This is a genomic window from Streptomyces sp. GS7 (assembly GCF_009834125.1).
Lineage (GTDB): Bacteria > Actinomycetota > Actinomycetes > Streptomycetales > Streptomycetaceae > Streptomyces.
In genome coordinates this window covers 4,962,007-4,980,895 of the sequence record NZ_CP047146.1, presented here as the reverse complement: position 1 = coordinate 4,980,895, position 18,889 = coordinate 4,962,007, and the positions used below count along the sequence as shown (strand labels likewise).

General features: G+C 70.9%; 13 protein-coding genes, 1 pseudogene and 1 riboswitch. Of the genes and pseudogenes, 7 read left to right on the top strand and 7 right to left on the bottom strand.

Features of this window, described 5'->3' with window-relative positions; genetic code table 11:
• Positions 1–41: 41 nt before the first annotated feature.
• A complete protein-coding gene (locus tag GR130_RS22020) occupies positions 42–2,873 on the bottom strand; it encodes a SpoIIE family protein phosphatase (RefSeq protein ID WP_159506292.1) in 2,832 nt (943 codons plus the stop codon).
• A gap of 259 nt (positions 2,874–3,132) precedes the next feature.
• On the bottom strand, positions 3,133–4,101 hold the full coding sequence (locus tag GR130_RS22015) for a cyclase family protein (RefSeq protein WP_159506291.1): 969 nt from the start codon (positions 4,099–4,101) through the stop codon (positions 3,133–3,135).
• A 500-nt stretch (positions 4,102–4,601) separates the two neighbouring features.
• Here GR130_RS22015 and GR130_RS22010 point away from each other — a divergent pair, with 500 nt between their 5' ends.
• The gene (locus tag GR130_RS22010) at positions 4,602–6,236 is read left to right on the top strand and encodes an APC family permease (RefSeq protein WP_159506290.1); all 1,635 of its coding nucleotides are present in this window, start codon (positions 4,602–4,604) and stop codon (positions 6,234–6,236) included.
• Between the two features lie 336 nt (positions 6,237–6,572).
• Here GR130_RS22010 and GR130_RS22005 read toward each other — a convergent pair whose 3' ends face one another.
• Entirely contained in the window at positions 6,573–8,759 is a 2,187-nt protein-coding gene (locus GR130_RS22005; RefSeq protein ID WP_159510133.1) for an FUSC family protein, read from the bottom strand.
• 524 nt (positions 8,760–9,283) lie between these two features.
• Positions 9,284–10,243 carry a helix-turn-helix transcriptional regulator gene (locus GR130_RS22000; RefSeq protein WP_159506289.1) on the bottom strand — a complete coding sequence of 320 codons (960 nt, stop codon included), beginning with the start codon at positions 10,241–10,243 and terminating at the stop codon, positions 9,284–9,286.
• A 92-nt stretch (positions 10,244–10,335) separates the two neighbouring features.
• On the opposite strand from GR130_RS22000, the gene GR130_RS21995 reads away from it, so the two are divergent.
• Genes GR130_RS21995 through GR130_RS21985 form a run of 3 tightly spaced genes read left to right on the top strand, consistent with a single transcriptional unit; the run spans position 10,336 to position 12,652 of the window.
• The gene (locus tag GR130_RS21995) at positions 10,336–11,049 is read left to right on the top strand and encodes an NADPH-dependent F420 reductase (RefSeq protein WP_159506288.1); all 714 of its coding nucleotides are present in this window, start codon (positions 10,336–10,338) and stop codon (positions 11,047–11,049) included.
• 2 nt (positions 11,050–11,051) lie between these two features.
• Complete coding sequence (locus tag GR130_RS21990) at positions 11,052–11,447, top strand: VOC family protein (RefSeq protein ID WP_159506287.1); 396 nt, start codon at positions 11,052–11,054, stop codon at positions 11,445–11,447.
• A gap of 14 nt (positions 11,448–11,461) precedes the next feature.
• Complete coding sequence (locus GR130_RS21985; protein WP_159506286.1) at positions 11,462–12,652, top strand: winged helix DNA-binding domain-containing protein; 1,191 nt, start codon at positions 11,462–11,464, stop codon at positions 12,650–12,652.
• A gap of 166 nt (positions 12,653–12,818) precedes the next feature.
• Here GR130_RS21985 and argG read toward each other — a convergent pair whose 3' ends face one another.
• Positions 12,819–14,264 (bottom strand): argininosuccinate synthase, encoded by a 1,446-nt coding sequence (gene argG, locus GR130_RS21980; protein ID WP_159506285.1) that lies wholly within the window; start codon positions 14,262–14,264, stop codon positions 12,819–12,821.
• A gap of 211 nt (positions 14,265–14,475) precedes the next feature.
• Here argG and GR130_RS42000 point away from each other — a divergent pair.
• Positions 14,476–14,685, top strand: a pseudogene (locus GR130_RS42000) (short-chain fatty acyl-CoA regulator family protein); the annotation flags it as partial.
• Positions 14,686–14,754: 69 nt separating this feature from the next.
• Here the strand turns inward: GR130_RS42000 and GR130_RS21970 are convergent.
• Positions 14,755–15,129 (bottom strand): ArsR/SmtB family transcription factor, encoded by a 375-nt coding sequence (locus GR130_RS21970; protein ID WP_159506284.1) that lies wholly within the window; start codon positions 15,127–15,129, stop codon positions 14,755–14,757.
• Positions 15,130–15,212: 83 nt separating this feature from the next.
• Positions 15,213–15,422, top strand: a riboswitch (cobalamin riboswitch).
• 31 nt (positions 15,423–15,453) lie between these two features.
• Between GR130_RS21970 and GR130_RS21965 the strand changes: the two genes are divergently transcribed.
• Positions 15,454–16,581 (top strand): HoxN/HupN/NixA family nickel/cobalt transporter, encoded by a 1,128-nt coding sequence (locus tag GR130_RS21965; RefSeq protein WP_159506283.1) that lies wholly within the window; start codon positions 15,454–15,456, stop codon positions 16,579–16,581.
• Between the two features lie 417 nt (positions 16,582–16,998).
• Here the strand turns inward: GR130_RS21965 and GR130_RS21960 are convergent, their stop codons facing one another.
• A complete protein-coding gene (locus tag GR130_RS21960; protein WP_159506282.1) occupies positions 16,999–17,760 on the bottom strand; it encodes an SDR family oxidoreductase in 762 nt (253 codons plus the stop codon).
• A gap of 150 nt (positions 17,761–17,910) precedes the next feature.
• Here GR130_RS21960 and GR130_RS21955 point away from each other — a divergent pair, with 150 nt between their 5' ends.
• On the top strand, positions 17,911–18,777 hold the full coding sequence (locus GR130_RS21955; protein WP_236573345.1) for a helix-turn-helix transcriptional regulator: 867 nt from the start codon (positions 17,911–17,913) through the stop codon (positions 18,775–18,777).
• Positions 18,778–18,889 lie beyond the last annotated feature (112 nt).

Below are 18,889 nucleotides of genomic sequence, written 5' to 3'. Positions count from 1 at the left end.
TCATGCTACGACCCCTTTTGCCGACACTGTCTGATGAACCCTCAGATAGCGGGAATTTCGTCGAAATCCGGTAGGGCGATGACGGGGTTTCCTCCGGAGAGTTCCAGGGCGCACTCGGCCCAGATGGCTTTCCCGTTGCCGGTGTAGCGGGTGCCCCATGCCTGGGACAGCTGGGCGACGAGGAACAGTCCGCGACCGCCCTCGTCGGTGGTGGCCGCATGGCGCAGGTGCGGGGCGGTGCTGCTGGCGTCGGAGACCTCGCAGGTCAGTGTGCGGTCGTAGAGCAGGCGTACCTGGATGGGGGCGGTGCCGTAGCGGATGGCATTGGTGACCAGCTCGCTGAGCAGCAGTTCGGTGGCGAAGGCGGCCTCCTCCAGCCCCCATACGGCCAGTTGACGGGCGACGGAGGCGCGGACGCCGGAGACCAGCGCCGGGTCGGCGGGCAGCTCCCAGGTGGCGACCCGGTGTTCGTCCAGCGCGTGGGTACGGGCGACGAGCAGCGCGATGTCGTCGGTGGGGTGGTCGGGCACCACGGTACGGAGGACTTCCTCGCAGGTGTCCTCGGGCGGTCGGTTCGGGTGTGCCAGGGCCCGGTGGAACCGGTCGAGGGCCGTGTCGACGTCGCGGCGGCGGTCTCCGATGAGGCCGTCGGTGTAGAGGATCAGCTGGCTGCCTTCGGGCAGATGGAATTCGGCGGTCTCGAAGGGCAGGCCGCCCAGGCCCAGGGGCGGTCCGGCGGGCAGATCCGGGAAGGCGACGGTGCCGTCGGGGTGGACCAGTGCCGGTGGGGGGTGGCCGGCGCGGGCCATGACGCACTGCTGCGACGTGGGGTCGTAGACGGCGTACAGACAGGTGGCGCCGATGATGCCGGTGTTGCCGGCGGAGGGTTCCTCGCCGCCCTCGTCCCGGTCGAGGCGCGCCACGAGGTTGTCGAGGCAGGTGAGGACTTCGTCGGGGGCGAGGTCGAGTTCGGCGAAGTTGCGGGCGGCGGTGCGCAGTCGGCCCATGGTGGCGGCGGCGTGCAGCCCGTGCCCGACGACATCGCCGACGACGAGGGCGACGCGGCTGCTGGACAGGGGGATGACGTCGAACCAGTCTCCGCCGACTCCCGATTCGGCCGGCAGGTAGCGGTAGGCGACCTCGACGGCGTTCTGGTCGGGGAAGCTGTGCGGCAGCAGGCTGTGCTGCAGGGCCAGCACCATGCTGTGCTCGCGGGTGTAGCGGCGGGCGTTGTCGATGCAGATGGCGGCGCGGGTGGCGAGTTCCTGGGCCAGGGCACGGTCGTCGTCCCCGAAGGGGGCGGGGTCCCGCGAGCGGTAGAAGCTCGCCACGCCCAGGGCGATGCCGCGGGCGACGAGGGGGACGGCGATGAGGGAGTGGACGTTGTGGTCGAGGAGGTCCTGGGCGTGCGCGGGATCCTGGGCGATCCAGCCCGCGGCGGTACGCAGGTCGGGTTCGAGCACCGGCTCCCCGGCGGCCAGGCAACGGAGTTGGGGCGTGCTGGGGCGCAGGTCGACCGGCTCGCCGGCAGGGTAGAAGGGGCAGTCCTCGCGGTAGCCGTGGACCACGGTGCGGTGCAGGCCGGTGCGCGGATCGGCCGGTTCCTCGCCGCGCAGTACGGCCCCGGGAAGGTCGATGGTGACGAAGTCGGCCAGGCGCGGGACGGCCATCTCGGCGAGTTCCTCGGCGGTGCGGCTCACGTCCAGGGTGGTGCCGATGCGGGTGCTGGCCTCGGACAGCAGCTCCAGGCGGCGCCGGGCCGCCACGGCGTACGTGCCCACTCCCGGCTCGCCCACCAGCACCAGCCCGCTGGTCGACCGGTCCGCGGCAGGCTCGGCGGCGCCGGGTGCGCGTGCTGTCGTGGCCGCTCGTCCGGGGACGGTCTCCGGTGGGTGCCTGAGGGGTGGGACGCCGGGGTCGAGGACCTGCCCGGCCAGGGGGCTGACCGAGGGGCCGGCCGCGGCCGGGACGGCGAGGCGCTGGTCCCGCGCCGGGAAGACCGCTTCGATGACGATGCCCTCCACCCCGGACTCGCTCGTCACCGGGCGGCTGAGCAGGGTTACCCGTCGGCCGCTCGGGAGGGGAACCTCTATGGCGGCGCGCTGGGCCAGGGAGATCAGATCGGCGGCCCGCTCCTTGAGGATCATCTGGTCCCGCCAGTCCAGTCCGCTCTCGGCCAGCTCGCCGAGCCGTCCGTCGCCGGCCGGCGTGCGGCGCCTGGTGTCCAGATACGCCTCCAGCAGGGCGCGCTCCCGTGACGAACTCTGCTCCAGCAGCCGCCGTTCGATGGCCCCGGCCGCTCTGCGGATCACGGTGTTCAGCGCCGCGTCCACGTCGGTGAGCGGATAGCCGAAGCAGAGGATGCCCTCGATGCGCCCGCTGAGCAGGTCCCGGACGGGTATGGCCGAGCAGGCGTTGGACTGGGAGCGTTCGGCGAAGTGCTCGGCGCCGTACACGTTGACCAGTTGACGCTCCGCGAGCGCCAGACCGATGCCGTTGGTCCCGCCGAACCGCTCGGCGAACACGAAGCCCGGCACGCTCTGGATCGCGGCCAGCCGCCTGACCTGGGAGGTCTCGCCGAAGCGGCGTTGCAGGACGGCTCCGTGCCCATCAGCCAGGGACACGTTCATGTTCCGGCCCGCGAACAGGGCCTCCAGTCGGTCCAGTACGGGCCCGGCGGCGTGCACGAGCCGGCCGTCCCGGTCGATGTCACGGCGGTAGGGCAGCTCGCATCCGTCCGGGGCGAGCCCCAGTGAGAGGGAACGCTGCCAGGAGTCCAGGATCGGGCCGCGCACGGCGCCCTCGACAGACTCGCCGCGAAGGAACTGGTCACGGGCACGTGCGGGGCCGATGTCAACTCCCACGAGCCCCATGCCAACCACTTCCCTTTCGGTACCTGCCGCTGTGGCCGCCCCTGTGCCGGAACAGCTGTACCGTTTGATCCGATTGTAGGGCTTTGCCTGGATGGTGGTAGGTGACGGCACGGGCCTCCCGCACCGCGGGCAGAGGGTCGCCGCACGCCGTGGACGAGCCGTCGCCGCCGGGTACACCGCAGCAGGATCCAGCACCCGCCCCCGCTCCCGGGGTGGCCTCTGCCCCGGGCTCGCCTCCGGCAGCCGCGCGGCCTGGCGGTCACAGCACCGCGACCGGATTGACGGGTGAGCCGGTGCCGCCGGGGATGTTCAGCGGAGCCACGACGAGCAGGAACGCGTAGCGGCCGGTGTCGGCGCAGGCGGCGGAGAGCGCTTCGAGGTCGAGGTTGTCCAGGAGCGGTACCCCCATCGCGACGATCGCCAGTGCGTGGACCGGAGAGTGCAGACCGTCGACCGGCGAGGGCCGTACGTCGCTGTCGCCGTCGCCGCCGAGCAGCGCGATACCGCGCCCGGCCAGCAGGGGCATGGCGTCCACATGGAAGCCCGCGCTCGCGGCGTCGGGGTTCCAGGCGCCCCGTTCCCGGCGGCGGCGGACGCTGCCGGTCCGCAGCAGTACCGCGTCGCCCTCGCCGATCGTGACGCCGAGTGCGCTCTCCGCCGCGACCACGTCCGCGGCGTGTACGGCGCGTCCGGGCTCCAGCCACCCGCTCCCCGAAACGGTGGGCAGATCGAGGAGCACGCCCCGGGCCACCAGGGGGCCGAGCGCGGACACGGCACCGAATCGGGCACCTCGGGAGTCGACCAGCTCGCGCGCGGGGCGGCCGTCGTGGAGCTGCCCGCGGTAGGCGACGTGGCACAGCGCGTCCAGGTGGCTGACGGCCTTGCCGTGGTAGTCGACGGCGATGAAGTCCTTGTGCGTGGCGGGTTCGGCCGTCTCGGTATCGCCGAGGTCGGACATGAAGTGCAGCGCGGGCTTGCCGTTGTCCGGGCCGGCTGCGGTGTTCCACGGGCGCGCCATCGGGACGACCGTCCCGGACCGGACCAGAGCGGCGGCCCGCCGCACGTGGTCCGGGGTGACCCGATTCCAGGCGCCGCGGTCGGCGGGCGTCCAGCGGCCCCACGCGCGGACCGTGGCGAAGAGCGCGTCGAACTCCGCGCGGGAGACGGCGGGCCCGTTGCCGGCGCCGGGTGGCGGGGGAGTGGGGGCGTCGCTGGGGTTGCTGGTCATCTGCTGCTCCCCGGCCGAGCCGGGATCCGCTCCCGGCCTTGCGGCCCACCTCCCCAGCATGTCCCCGTCGCGAGGGGGCGCGCATGCCGTGCGGCGGCGACCGCCTGGCTGCCCCGGTGGCGGGGCGTTCCCACGGTTTCGACGGCTACGGCTTCGAGGGTTCCGCGCCGCGATGATGCAGTTCCGCATTCGCAGACAGAGGGCGGAAGACCTTAGGCGCCGAAAAGTAATGCCACCGGCACGTAGGCTCAAAGATTTCACCAAATTGAATTCAGCTATTTGGTGCGCTGTACAGGTATTTGGCTGCGTCCATTCCGATATCCGGACGGGGCGGGTGGTTCAGGTGGGGGCATTCCGCCCTATGTTGCCTGCAGTGTCCGCTGAGACTGCCGTGAATATTCCTTCGAATGTAACTATTCAGCCAACGGCTCTTTGCAGGGCTCCGAATGCTCCCTACGCTGAGGCAACTTTTCGGCCAGCTCTGTCTTGAAAGGCCCCCCATGGCAAGCGTTGACGAGATCACGCCCATGACGACACGCACATCGACACTCCGGAGGGACGTAGGACTGATCGGCCTGATGTGGGCCTCGGTCGGCTCCATCATCGGATCCGGATGGCTGTACGGCGCCCAGAAGGCCGTCGTGGTGGCAGGTCCGGCCGCGATGATCTCCTGGGGCATCGGCGCGGTCGCGATCGTGCTCCTGGCACTGGTGCATGCCGAGCTCGGTGGCCTCTTCCCGGTGGCCGGTGGCACGGCCCGCTATCCGCACTACGCCTTCGGTGGCCTTGCGGGTATGTCCTTCGGCTGGTTCTCCTGGCTGCAGGCGGCGACGGTGGCGCCGATCGAGGTCGAGGCCATGATCGGCTATGCCGGACACTGGTCCTGGGCCAAGTCGCTGCAGCACGCGAACGGCACTCTCTCCGCAACCGGCTTCATCGTCGCGGTCGTCCTGATGGCGATCTTCGTGGCGGTGAACTTCCTGGGCGTGAAGGTGCTCACACACACCAACAGCGCCGCCACGTGGTGGAAGATCGCCGTACCCCTCGGGGCGATCTTCGTCATCGCGGCGACCAACTTCCACCCGCACAACTTCACCTCGCACGGTTTCGCTCCGTTCGGTGCCAAGGGTGTGCTGAGTGCCATCAGCACCAGCGGCATCATCTTCGCGCTGCTCGGGTTCGAGCAGGCGATCCAGCTGGCGGGCGAGAGCCGTAACCCCAAGCGGGACCTGCCGCGTGCCACGATCGGCTCGGTCGTGATCGGCGCGGTGATCTACACCGCGCTCCAGGTCGTCTACATCGGCGCCCTGCCGCTGGCCTCCATCGCCCACGGCTGGGCCAAGCTCAACTACGTCGGCATCGAGGGCCCTTGGGCCGGTCTTGCCACGGTGGTCGGTCTGGGCTGGCTGGGCTGGGTCCTGTACGCGGACGCCATCATCTCCCCCGGTGGTACCGGTCTGATCTACACCACCTCCACCTCGCGTATCTCCTACGGCCTGAGCAAGAACGGCTACGCGCCGAGGCTGTTCGAGAAGACCGATGCCCGCGGTGTGCCGTGGTTCGGCCTGATCATCTCCTTCGTGACCGGCGTGATCTGCTTCCTGCCCTTCCCCAGCTGGCAGCAGCTCGTCTCCTTCATCACCTCCGCCAGCGTCCTGATGTACGCCGGCGCGCCGCTGGCCTTCGGCGTCTTCCGTCAGCGGCTGGCCAACCACGAACGTCCCTACCGCCTGCCCGGCGGCAACGTCCTGTCCCCGCTGTCCTTCGTCGTGGCGAGCCTGATCATCTACTGGGCCGGCTGGGACACCCTGCAGCGACTGGGCTGGGCGATCATCATCGGCTACGTCCTGCTCGGCGGCTACGCCCTGTACGCGACGAAGAAGCGGCTGCCGAACGCTCCCCGACTGGACTGGAAGGCCGCGCAGTGGCTCCCGGTCTACCTGATCGGCATGGGCGTCATCTCCTGGCAGGGCGGCTTCGGCGGCAAGAGCCACATCCCGCTGTGGTGGGACATGGCGATCGTCACGGTGTTCTCCGTCGGCATCTACTACTGGGCCCGGGCCACCGCCGTCCCGGCCGAGGCGATCGAGCAGAACATCGAGGAGGTCGCCGTCGTGGACGAGGGCGGTCACTGACAGCCCCCGACCTCACGGTCGAGCATGCCGATGAGTTCCGCCGGTCTTCCGGCGGAACTCATCGGCTTCTGCTTTTGCGTATTCGGCTGCCCGGCCACGCGTGCCATGACGGCATTCGCATCGACCGCAAGTGCGAACCCAGCCCGGCATTACCGCAGTTGACCCGGATCGACCGACGGGAATTTCGGCACAGGGAAGGCGAGGGAGGTGAATTGGCCTGCCGTGTAAACGAGTTGATCGGGGACGGTCATTTCCCGCGGCCGGGACGGGCCCGCTCCGCGGCGAGGGCCGATCGCCGGGGGCGGGCCCCGGCGATCACGGCATTCCCGTCGCGGCTCAGCCGTTCTTGCTCCCGCTGCGCCCCGACACCGGTACGTCGAGGGAGCGGGCGATGCCCACCACGCCCTCGTCGAGGCGCTGGAGATGCCGCAGCACGCGGAAGGTGACGGTGCCCGACCGCAGTACCGGGGAGTCGTCCGCTTCCAGCATCGACGCGATGCTGGCCCCGGATTCGACCTCGCCCTCGGCGTGCTCGTCCGCCACCCGCGCGACGATGAGATCGATGTTGCGCGCGATGCGCAGGCCGGCGCGGTCGAGCCGCGGATCGGCCGCGACGGTCTTGCTGAACGGCACGAGTTCGGCCGTCGCAGCCAGGGAGCGCGCGTGATACGCGCAGGTGTCCAGGAGCGCCACCAGATAGCGCGCGGTCTGCCGGCGCACCCGCAGCGGAGTGATGGGATGCATCAACGGCTGGGTGGAGCCCCGCAGATCGTCCAGGGCGGCGTCCAGATCGCGCGCCCGGCTCAGCAGGTCCACGGCGGGCCCGCCGCTGAGCTGCTCCACCGCCGCGGACACCACCTCGCGCAACCGGACCAGGACCGTGCCCAGATGCTCGTCCGTACGGCGGTCCGTGTGCACCGGCAGCACCAGGACGGCGGCGATGATCCCGCACGCGGCGCCCAGCGCCGTCTCCTCGATACGCAGCACCAGGGTGGCGAAGCTGTACGTGTTGAGGAGCGTGTAGAGCAGACCGAGCATCGCCGTGACGAAGAAGGACATCAGCGCGTACGACAACGGGGCGGTGAAGAACATCCCGAAGACGCAGAGCAGCACGAGGACGAACGCGGTCCAGGTGTGGTTGCCGACCAGACCGGCAAGGCCGACACCGGCGATCACGCCGAGCACCGTGCCCAGCAGCCGGCGATAGCCCTTGACCAGGATCTCGCCCGTCGAGGCGGTGTTGAGGAACACCACCCAGCAGGTCAGCACCGCCCAGTACCAGCGTTGGGTGGACAGGAACTCACCGCCGACGATGGCCAGCGCGGAGCCCACCGCGACCTGGCACGCGGCCCGGGTGGTGGGCCGCTGGAGCCCGGTGCGCTCGTCCTCGCCCTCCGTGCGCTCCTCGGCCCCGACGATCGCGAGGTCCTCGGCATCGAACTCCTCACGCGAGCGCGTGGTGGCCGGAGAGTCGTCGGACTCGTCCTGCGGCCCGTCCAGCGCCAGCCGCAGGCCCAGTACGGCACGCGCGGCCTCACCCAGACCGCGGAAGGCGTCCTGGACGGCCGGTGTGCCGGGCGGCAGGTTGTCCTCGTCGCGGTAGCCCAGCAACCTGTTCCGCACATGAGCCAGCGCCGTGCCGCGGTCGTCGGGCGCCCGCCGTGCGACCAGCAGATGCAGCGCTTCGAGGTCCCGGCGCAGCGTGCCGACGGCGTCGCCCTCGGCCTGCACACGGTTCGTCATGGCCGGCACCGGGGCATCGGGCAGGTGCAGGGTGAGCGTGTCCGTGCGCTCCGCGCTGCGCGCGTTGAGCAGCATCACCCCCAGCCGTTCGGCCGCGATCTCGGCATCCGCGACCCGTCGCTGCAGCAGTCCCGCGACGGCGGCGTCACGGGTTCCCTCCTCCAGGCGGCCCTGAATCATCAGCGCCGCCTCGTGCAGCCGGGAGGTGTGCCGCCGCAGGTCGTCCAGGACGCCGTCCAGCTGCTTGGGACCGGCGTCAACCAGCTCGATGTGGGTGGCCACCAGTTGAGCCAGGCGTGCCCGGAAAGCCTCGCGCAGCCGGCGCAGGGTGCGTTCCGGAGTTTCGGGAACGACCGCGAAGCGCACGACCGCACTGCAGGCGAACGCGACGCCCAGCGTCAGATACAGCTCCGGCAGGGTCGGCAGGGTGGCATGGACGAACAGCGAGACGAAGTAGACCTGGAAGCCGATCAGCCCCAGGGCCATGCCGCGGTCACCGAAGCGGCGGGCGTAGACGGCCCCGAAGATCAGCGCGATGAAGAACAGGTCGCCGGCGATGATCTGGTTGTGGAGCAGCGCCGCCAGCGTCATGGCGGCCAGCGCGACGGGCAGACCGAGCGCGACCGTGATCGCCTGGCCGCGTACCTCCTTCTCCCTGATGGCGAACGTCGCGGCCATGGCGGCCATGGCGCCCGCGACCATCAACGTGACGCTGGTGTGGAGCAGTGCCAGCACGACGAGAGTGAGCACGATCGCCGCCACGGTGCGCAGCCCGGCCATCAATCGCAGCAGCCCGGGGTCGGATGCCGAGAAGCGGTCCCAGGTGCCCCGCCCCGTCCGTCGTATCGCTGCCTTCACGCTGCCGCACGCTCCCCGATCTTGCCATCGGCCGAGGTCATGTGCGCCGTCGGCCGGGTGGATCAAGCATGGCACGACACCTGTCGGGGACCGCCGCCGAAGGCCCGAGGGGGTGCAGAACGGCTTCGCTCCGCTCCCGTACTCCGGCTGCCGCCCCTGCCGGACCGGCTCGCTACCGCGCTCCGGAGGCACCGGATCGCGGTGCCGTACCGGCTGGTGCCTCGGGGAAGTCGGTGCGGAACCCACACGTAGCGGACGATGCTCTCGCCTTCGTCGGTCACGGCGGTTCGGTTCGGCCGTGAGAGCCGTCCGCGGACAGGTGCGGTACCCGCACACCCGCCCGCGACCTCCCCTCGGCTGACGCCCGCCCACGCCACCAACACGCTCCGTGGAAGCGCGACTTCACGCCCGTGCGGACGTCTGCTCGCGCCCGTACCGCAGGGGTGTCAGGCGGTGGCGCGCAGGGCGCGGCGGGCGGCGGTGCGGAGGTGGGCGAGGACGTCCGGGTCGGCGTCGAGGGTGTAGTCGGCGTCGAGGCCGGCGAGGGTCTGGGCGATACGGGGCAGGTGGTCGTCCGAGGCGTCGACGCGGCAGGTGGCATCGTCGAGGGGCCGGATGCGGGTGGCCAGGCCCCGGGTGCGGGCGCGGACGCGGTCGGCGGAGGCGTGGACGGTGGCGACGGCGCGGTAGCGGGTGGGGGCGGAAGAGAGCCGGCCGGCGACGAAGCCGGCGGGGTCGTTGCCGGGGACCGCGCGGGCTGGGACGCGGTGGCCGGTGGGTGTGGCGCCGGTGATCCGGTCGAGGCGGAAGAGGCGCCAGTCGTCCTTGGCGGTGTCGTGGGCGAGGAGGTACCACAGGCCGCCGGAGTCGACCAGGTGGCACGGTTCTGCCCGGCGGGACGTGGTGGCGCCGCGGCGGGTGGTGTAGTCGAAGGTGACGATCTCGTGGTCGCGGCAGGCGACGGCGAGGGTGGCCAGCAGGGTCGGGTCGGCACGGGGCCCCCGGTCCTCCCAGGCGATGCCGTCCAGGGAGGTCTGCAGCGCGGTGACCTGTCCGCGCAGGCGGCGGGGGAGGACCTGTTCGAGCTTGGCCAGGGCCCGCAGTGCGGTCTCCTCGATACCCGTGAGGCCGCCGGCGGCGGTGCGCAGGGCGACGGCGATCGCGACGGCTTCGTCGTCGTCGAGGAGCAGGGGCGGGAGGTCGGTGCCGGGGGCGAGGCGGTAGCCGCCGGCGTGCCCGCGGGCGCTGTCGACGGGGTAGCCGAGTTCGCGCAGTCGGTCGATGTCGCGGCGGACGGTGCGGACGGTGACCGCCAGGCGTTCGGCGAGGTCGGCGCCGGACCACTCCCGCCGGGTCTGCAGCAGGGAGAGCAGTCGCAGCATGCGGGCCGTCATGTCGCTGGTCATGGAATCCATGATGCCGATGTCAAAGGACACCTCTTGTCCTGAAATGACTCTACGGTGGAGCTGTTCGCACGGAGCAAATCAGGAGATTCCCCATGAAAATCGCTGTTCTCGGTACGGGTGGCGGCGCTCGCGCCCACATCGCCAAGCTCGCCGAACTCGGTCACGAGGTCCACGTCGGCACCCGTGACCCGCAGGCCACGCTGGCCCGCACGGATCCCGACATGATGGGCAACCCGCCCTTCAAGCAGTTCCTCGCCGACCACCCGGGCGTCGAACTGCACACCTTCGGCGACGCCGCGGCCGCCGCCGACGGCCTGGTGATCAACGGCATCGACGGCCACAACGCCGTGGCGGCCCTGTCCGCCATCGCCGACCGGCTCACCGGCAAGACCCTGGTCGACTACGCCGTGCCGTACATCTACGACCCGGACATCGAGCGCCCCTGGCCTACCCCATGGGGCGTCAACCCGGTCCTCGACCCCTGCGACAGTGACAGCCTGGGCGAGCAGATCCAGCGAGCCCTGCCGCAGACGAAGATCGTCAAGGCGTTCGTCACCCAGGAGCAGGCCACCGTCGTCGACCCGCAGGCCGTCGGCGGCGGCGACCACACGATGTTCGTCGCGGGCGAGGACACCAACGCCAAGCAGCAGGTCACCGACCTGCTGAGGGCTTACGGCTGGACCGACGTCCTCGACCTCGGTCCGCTGGTCGCCGCCCGCGGCATGGAGATGTACGCCCACATGCACGGCGCCATCGGCATCGCCCTCGGCTTCGGCACCCACTTCGGCGTCAAGGTCGTGCGCTGACCATGACCACGAAGAACGACGCGCCCCTGAACGGCAAGATCGTCTGCCAGGCGATATGGGCCCGCGACGGACGGGCGCTGGCCGACTTCTACGCCACCGCCCTGGGCACCACGGTGACCCGGACCTACCCCGACGAGCAGGGCAACGAGGCCGCCCACGCCTTCTTCGTGAACGGCGCGATGTACCTCTTCTTCACGTCCGAGTCCTTCACCGCGCCCACCTGGCCCGAGGAGCAACTGCCCTTCCACATGGACCTCTCCTTCCCCGACGTCGCGGCGGCGGAGCAGCGGCTGCTGGAGATGGGCGCCACCAAGCCCGACCACCAGCCCGGCGGCCGGTACTGGACCGTCCTGCTGGACCCCTCCGGCCAGCCCTTCTGCATCCACGGCACCCAGTGACACCGCATCACACCATGACCGTCCTGCCCCGTGTCACCGCCGCCCAGCGCCGCGCCCGCCTCGTCCGCCGTCACCTTCTCGCGCCGTCCGTGCGCGAGAGGTCGGCCGAGGCGGTGGCGCTGGCCCTGGTCGGCCTGCACGCCACCGACCCCGCCACCGTCTTCCTCGCCGCGGCGGCCCGCATGCACGCCCCGACCGCCGCCGCCATCGACCACTCCCTCTACGACGTCCCCAACGGCGCCCCGGCGCTGGAGCGCATACGGTGCATGCGCCGCACCATGTTCGTCGTCCCGGCCCGCCTGGCCCCGGCCGTACGGTCGGCGACCGTACGCGACCCGCAGCGCCACCGTGCCGAGACCCTCACGCACCTGCGCCAGGCGCTCGGCTGGGACGCACCCCGCTACCAGGCAGTGGAGCGAGCCGCGCTGGCGGCGATCACGGCCCGGGGGCGGGCCACCGCCGTTCAACTCGCCGCCGACGTACCGGAATTGAGTGAGCGGATCGTCACCTTCCCCGGCAAGCCCTACGAGTCCCGGCAGCGTGCCGGCACATCGGTCCTGGGCGTACTCGCCGCCGAGGGACGCATCCGCCGGGACCGCCCGGCCGGCTCGTGGACGTCCGCGCAGTTCCACAGGGCGCCGGCCCGCCCCCTGCCGCACATGCCCACCACCCAGGCGAAGACCGCACTGGCCCGTCACTACCTCTCTGCGTTCGGCCCCGTCACCGTGGACGATCTGAAGTGGTGGACCGGCTGGAACCTCACCGACACCCGCAAGGCCCTCGCCGCCACCGGTGCCCAGGCCGTCGACCTCGACGAAGGCACCGGCTACCTCCTGCCCGAAGACCTCGACACCACCCGCGTCGAGCCCGAGCCCGAGCCCGCGGCAGCCCTGCTGCCCGGCCTCGACCCCACGCCCATGGGCTGGCGGCACCGCGACTGGTACCTCGACCCGGACCACACCAAGGCCCTCTTCGACCGCAACGGCAACATCGGCCCCACCATCTGGTGGCACGGCCGGGTCGTCGGCGCCTGGGCCCAACACCCCGACGGGCACATCAACCACCATCTCCTCACCGACCCCGGATCCGAGGCCCGCGCAGCCGTGGAGTCGGAGATCGGCCGTCTGACCGCGTTCCTCGACGGCACCCGCATCACGCCCTGCTACCGCACCCCCCTCGAACGCCGGCTCGCCACCCACCGCTGACCGCGGCCCAGGCGGTTCCGACCGGGATGGTTCCGACCGGGCCCCTGTCACGGAACACGGAACACGGAACACGGAACAGGCCGGCCGGACGCCCTCGGCGCCCAACCGGCCTGTTCCGGTGGTGCATCCCTCCCCGGGTGCCGAGCCCTCAGCTCGACGGGGTGGGTCAGTCCGTGCCGAACTCCATCGCGGCGCGGTCCAGCATCTCCTCGTCGGCGGAGACCTTGCCGCGGGAGGCGATGGCCTCGGCGCCGCCCTCCGGCATGCTGCCGATCAGCCCGGTCGCCGCCGCCTGGGCGGCACCGATGGCGGGGTTGGCGGTGCCGATCAGGCCGAGGCCGGCGTACTGCTCCAGCTTGGCGCGCGAGTCGGCGATGTCGAGGTTGCGCATGGTGAGCTGGCCGATCCGGTCCACCGGGCCGAACGCCGAGTCCTCGGTGCGCTCCATGGACAGCTTGTCCGGGTGGTAGCTGAACGCCGGGCCCGTGGTGTCGAGGATCGAGTAGTCCTCACCGCGCCGCAGCCGCAGCGTCACCTCGCCGGTGACGGCCGCGCCGACCCAGCGCTGCAGCGACTCGCGCACCATCAGCGCCTGCGGGTCCAGCCAGCGGCCCTCGTACATCAGCCGGCCCAGGCGCCGGCCCTCGTTGTGGTACTGGGCGAGGGTGTCCTCGTTGTGGATCGCGTTGACCAGGCGCTCGTACGCCGCGTGCAGCAGGGCCATCCCGGGCGCCTCGTAGATGCCGCGGCTCTTGGCCTCGATGATCCGGTTCTCGATCTGGTCCGACATGCCCATGCCGTGTCGCCCGCCGACGGCGTTGGCCTCCATCACCAGGTCGACGGGGGAGTCGAACTCCTTGCCGTTGATCGTCACCGGCCGGCCCTGGTCGAAGCCGATGGTGACGTCCTCGGTGAGGATCTCGACCTCGGGGTCCCAGAACCGCACGCCCATGATCGGCTCCACGGTCTCCACGCCGTTGTCCAGGTGCTCCAGGGTCTTGGCCTCGTGAGTGGCGCCCCAGATGTTGGCGTCGGTGGAGTACGCCTTCTCCGTGCTGTCGCGGTAGGGCAGGTCGTGGGCGAGCAGCCACTCCGACATTTCCTTGCGGCCGCCGAGCTCGGTCACGAAGTCCGCGTCCAGCCAGGGCTTGTAGATCCGCAGCTGCGGGTTGGCGAGCAGGCCGTAGCGGTAGAACCGCTCGATGTCGTTGCCCTTGAAGGTCGAGCCGTCGCCCCAGATCTGCACGTCGTCCTCGAGCATCGCCCGTACCAGGAGGGTGCCCGTGACGGCGCGGCCGAGCGGCGTGGTGTTGAAGTAGGCACGCCCGCCCGAGCGGATGTGGAACGCCCCGCAGGTGAGCGCGGCCAGGCCCTCCTCGACCAGCGCCGCACGGCAGTCGACCAGGCGCGCGATCTCGGCGCCGTAGGTCTTCGCGCGGCCGGGCACCGAGGCGATGTCGGGCTCGTCGTACTGGCCGATGTCGGCGGTGTAGGTGCACGGGATGGCGCCCTTGTCGCGCATCCACGCGACCGCGACGGAGGTGTCGAGGCCGCCCGAGAAGGCGATGCCGACGCGCTCGCCGGCGGGAAGGGAGGTGAGGACCTTAGACATGGGAAGAGTATGCACGATTCCACATGACTATGCAATGGGGTTCGGTGGTGAGAGCGGGGCGGCCTTCGCCGGGTCCGCCCCGCCGGGGCCGTTCGGCATCCGTGCCGACGAGGGGAACCAGGTGCCCGGCGCTCCTCGGCATCCATCACGGAGCCGGCGGCGCCCCGGCCCCTCGGGGGTCTGCCGGTCAGGACGCGGGCAGCTCGCCGCGGACGGTGCGGGCCGCGGCGACCAGGTGGAACCCCCGACCGGCTTCCCCTTCTCGCGGGCGGGCGGTACCTGCCCCCTCTGGAACGTCTACGGGGCGTTCACCGCCCCCGGCCGCATCCACGTCCAGATCGCCGAAATTCCCCACGCGCAGCGCTACTTGTGGACGGCCCACGTGGCGACCCGGCAGCGTGGTGGCTGGGGCGCGAGGGGATGGCCGTTGACTCGTCTTCCGTTGACACGGCCTGACGCACCGGCGGAATCGCGGGCGGGGCCGGCTTCGTCAGGCGGGTGGGGGCGCCGTGGCGGCCGTGGGCATGGCATCGAGGAGGCGTGCGATCTCGGGGTCGCACAGGCTGTACCGGACGATGCGGCCGTCCTTGGCCGCGTGGACCGCGCCGGACGCGCGGAGCAACCGCAGTGCCTGGGAGACCGCGGTGTCCCGGATGCCGGTGGCGAGCGCCAGGTCGGAGACCGCGATGGGGCCGGCCCGGTGCACGGCGAGGAGCAGCGAGAGGCGGCCGGGATCCGCGAGCAGGGCGAAGCGCTCGGACCAGGTGCATACCTGGCCGCGGTCGCCGATGCCTTCGATGGCATCGCACACGGTGTGGTGGTCAATGGCGCGTTGATGTGCGCGGTCCGGCGGAACCAAGTGCATGCGCCCCATTCTTGCCGCACTTCACCCTCGTAACCAAGACACCTGCGTATCTGTGCAGGCTTGTAGCCACAGTGGCCGAACCTCTACGGTGGTCCCGCCGTGGTGCTCGGGAAGACCGGTGACAGCCCTGACAGGGGCTGGAGTCCGGAGCGGCCCTCGCCACTGTGATCGGGGAGTCGACATACCTCCGCCGGAAGGCGGACGCCACTGGGGACCTTCGGGTTCCTGGGAAGGCCGGGTACGCCGGCGTTCGACCCGTCAGCCAGGAGACCGGCCACGGCACCGTACGTCCCCGTCCACGAGGTGCTGGAGAGGCTCCCTGAGATGACCCTGTCTGAAAACTCCGCCATGTCCACCGCAGAAGCGGTGATTCCGACCACACCGCTGATGCGGTGGGAGCGCAAGGACTGGATACGCACCGGCGGACTCCTGGCGGCGATAGCCGCGCTGCATGTCGTCGCCTTCGCGATCCTGGTGATGCTGGTCGCGCCGCACCACTACACCGTCGGCAAGCAGGTCTTCGGCCTCGGCCTGGGCGTCACCGCCTACACCCTGGGCATGCGGCACGCCTTCGACGCCGACCACATCGCGGCCATCGACAACACCACCCGCAAGCTGATGGCCGACGGCAAGCGTCCCCTCTCGGTGGGATTCTGGTTCGCCCTGGGGCACTCCTCCATCGTGCTCCTGCTCGCCGGAGGCATCGCCGCCGGAGCGCATGTCGTCACCACCTTGACCGACGACAACTCCAGTGCCCGACAGACCCTCGGCCTGGTCGGTACCAGCGTCTCCGGCGGCTTCCTCTATCTGATCGCCGCCCTCAACCTCCTCTCCCTGGCCGGCATCTACCGGGTCTTCAAGGCGATGCGCGCAGGCCAGTTCGACGAGCACGAACTGGAGAAGCACCTGGACTCCCGCGGCTTCATGAACCGCATCCTGGGCCGACTCACCAAGTCCATCACCCGCCCCGGCCAGATGTTCCCGCTCGGCTTCCTCTTCGGGATCGGCTTCGACACCGCCACCGAGGTCACCTTGATGGTGATGGCGGGCTCAGGCGCCGCCGCCGGGCTGCCCTGGTACGCGATCCTGTGCCTGCCGCTGCTGTTCGCCGCGGGCATGAGCCTGTTCGACACCCTCGACGGCACCTTCATGAACTTCGCCTACCACTGGGCGTTCTCCAACCCGGTGCGCAAGGTCTACTACAACCTCACCATCACCGGCCTGTCCATCGCGGTCGCCTTCCTCATCGGCACCATCGAACTGGTCGGCGTCCTCCACGAGCAACTCGGCCTCGACGACGCCGTCACCAACTGGATCTCCGGCATCGACCTGAACAACGTGGGCTTCATCATCGTCGGCCTGTTCGTGGCGGTCTGGGCCTGCGCACTGGCCTACTGGCGGTTGGCCAAGGTCGAACACCGCTGGAAGCCCAAGGCCGCGGAACCGAACTGACGCATCGGCCGGCCGCTCGGCAGCCCCGGTCCGCCGACGGGCCGGGGCTCGTCGCCGAGCGTCACAGCTCTCCGCCGCGCTCCTTCCGGGTACTCGGGGGCCGGCGGGGCGCAGGTGATCTTCAGGCGCCGGGTTTTCAGGGCTGACCGGCCTTGTGAAGGAGGGACGTCAGACGCGCCAACCCCGCTGGCCCGCAGCCGTCCGCGACAGCCTGGTCGACGATGCTTTTCGCCGCGGTGAGCATCCCCACATCGATTCCGTGGCTGATCGACGCCCTGATCGCCGCTCGCGACATCCTCGACTCCCTCATCGGACTCCCGCCGCACGGCCAGGCCGTCCCTTCGCGCTGAAGGCGAAGGACCCGGTTCACGACACGTCGTTGCCGCTCTGGCCACCCGCTTCTCCGGCGCGCCGACGTCATGCCTGGCGCGTCGGCAGCACGATCGCCTGGCGCAGGTTCACATGGCGGGCGCGGCTCGTCGTGTAGGCGATCAGGTCCGCGATGTCGTCCGCCGACAGGCCGATCAGCGCGTCGAACATGCCGTCCAGCTGGCCGGACAGCTCCGCGTTGTCGATGTGGCCGCCCAACTCCGTGTCCGTGAGCCCGGGTTCGATGTTGGTGACACGGACGTCGCGCGGGCCCAGCTCGGTGCGCAGGGACTGCGAGAGGTAGGTCAGAGCGGCCTTCGTCGCCCCGTACACCGCGTAGTTGGGGAACGGGACGTGGGCTCCGATCGACGAGATGTTCACCAGGTCCGCCGTCCGGCCCGCGGCCGCCACCGCGATCAGGTCCGGGGTGAACGCGCGGATGACGCGCAGGGCGCCGGCCACGTTCGTGTCCAGCATGCGCTGCCACTCGTCGGCGCGGCCGTCGGTGACGGGGTTCGGCAGCATCACGCCTGCCGCATTGACCACCAGGTCGACCTCGCCGTACGCGGCGTGCACCCGCTCCACCGCCGCATCCACGGAGTCCGCGTCCGTGACGTCGGTGGCCACCGCGAGAGCCTGCCCGCCGTCCGCCTCGATCCCGGTGGCCAGCTCGGTGAGCCGATCGGCGCGGCGGGCCAGCAGCGCCACCCGCACGCCGTGCGAGGCGAGCAACCGGGCGGTGGCCTCGCCCATGCCACTGGCGGCTCCGGTGACGACGGCGGTGCGGCCGGTGAGGGTGTCGTACGACATGGGAACTCCTGGTTCGGTGGGTGTCGTCGCCGGCGTCTCCCGGCGACGACACCCATCCTGGGCCCGGCCGCCGTGCTTACCCAGGGCTGCCGTTTTCCTGGGTCCGGCAGTACCAGGAACACGACGGTCCCGGGGCCTATGATCGCCGGCATGGACATATCCATCGGCCCGGAAATCGGCGACTTCCTGCGCTCGCGGCGCGCCCGCATCCAGCCCGAGGAGGTCGGCCTGCCGGGGCACGGCAGGCGGCGGGTGCCGGGCCTGCGCCGCGAGGAGGTCGCCCAGCTCGCGGGCGTCAGCGTCGACTACTACATCCGCCTCGAACAGGGCCGCGGCCCCTCGGTGTCGGACGCCGTACTCGACGCCATCGGGCGCGTCCTGCGCCTCGACGACACCGAGCAGGAATACCTGCGCAGGGTGGCCAGGCCCACCACCCGCCGCCCCTCGGCCACGCGCGGCACGCCCGCCGGAGGGCACGCTCCCCAGAAGGTCCGCCGCGGCCTGCGCCTCCTGCTGGACACCATCGACAAGGCCCCGGCGTTCGTGCTCGGCCGACGTATGGACGTGCTCGCCTGGAACGCCCTGGGCGACGCCCTCGTCGGCTTCTCGCAGATGGCCCCCAAGGACCGCAACATGCCACGCCAGGTGTTCCTCAACCCGCGGGCGCATGAGCTGTACCCGGACTGGCCGGCGGTGGCCGCGGAGACGGTCGCCCATCTGCGCCTGGACGCGGGAAACCATCCGCAGGACGCGCAACTGGCCACGCTGGTGGGCGAGTTGTCATTGGCGAGCGAGGACTTCCGTCGACTGTGGGCGGACCACCAGGTCAAGGAGAAGACCTACGGGGCGAAGCGCATGACGCACCCCGTCGTCGGCGAACTCACCATGCCCTACGAGACGTTGACGGTGACGGGGGAGCCCGACCAGATGCTGGTGGTCTACCCGCCGGAGCCTGGGTCGCAGACGGAGGAGCGCCTGAAGCTGCTGGCCAGTTGGGCGGCGACACCGGCGGTGTGACCGGAGCGCGGCCCCGAAACGGACCGGACGGTGCGGCCCCGGGCAGGGAGAGGGGGCGGTGACCATGTGGGCGAGGGTGATCCAGACGGGGTCGAAGAGAACGGCCGGCAGC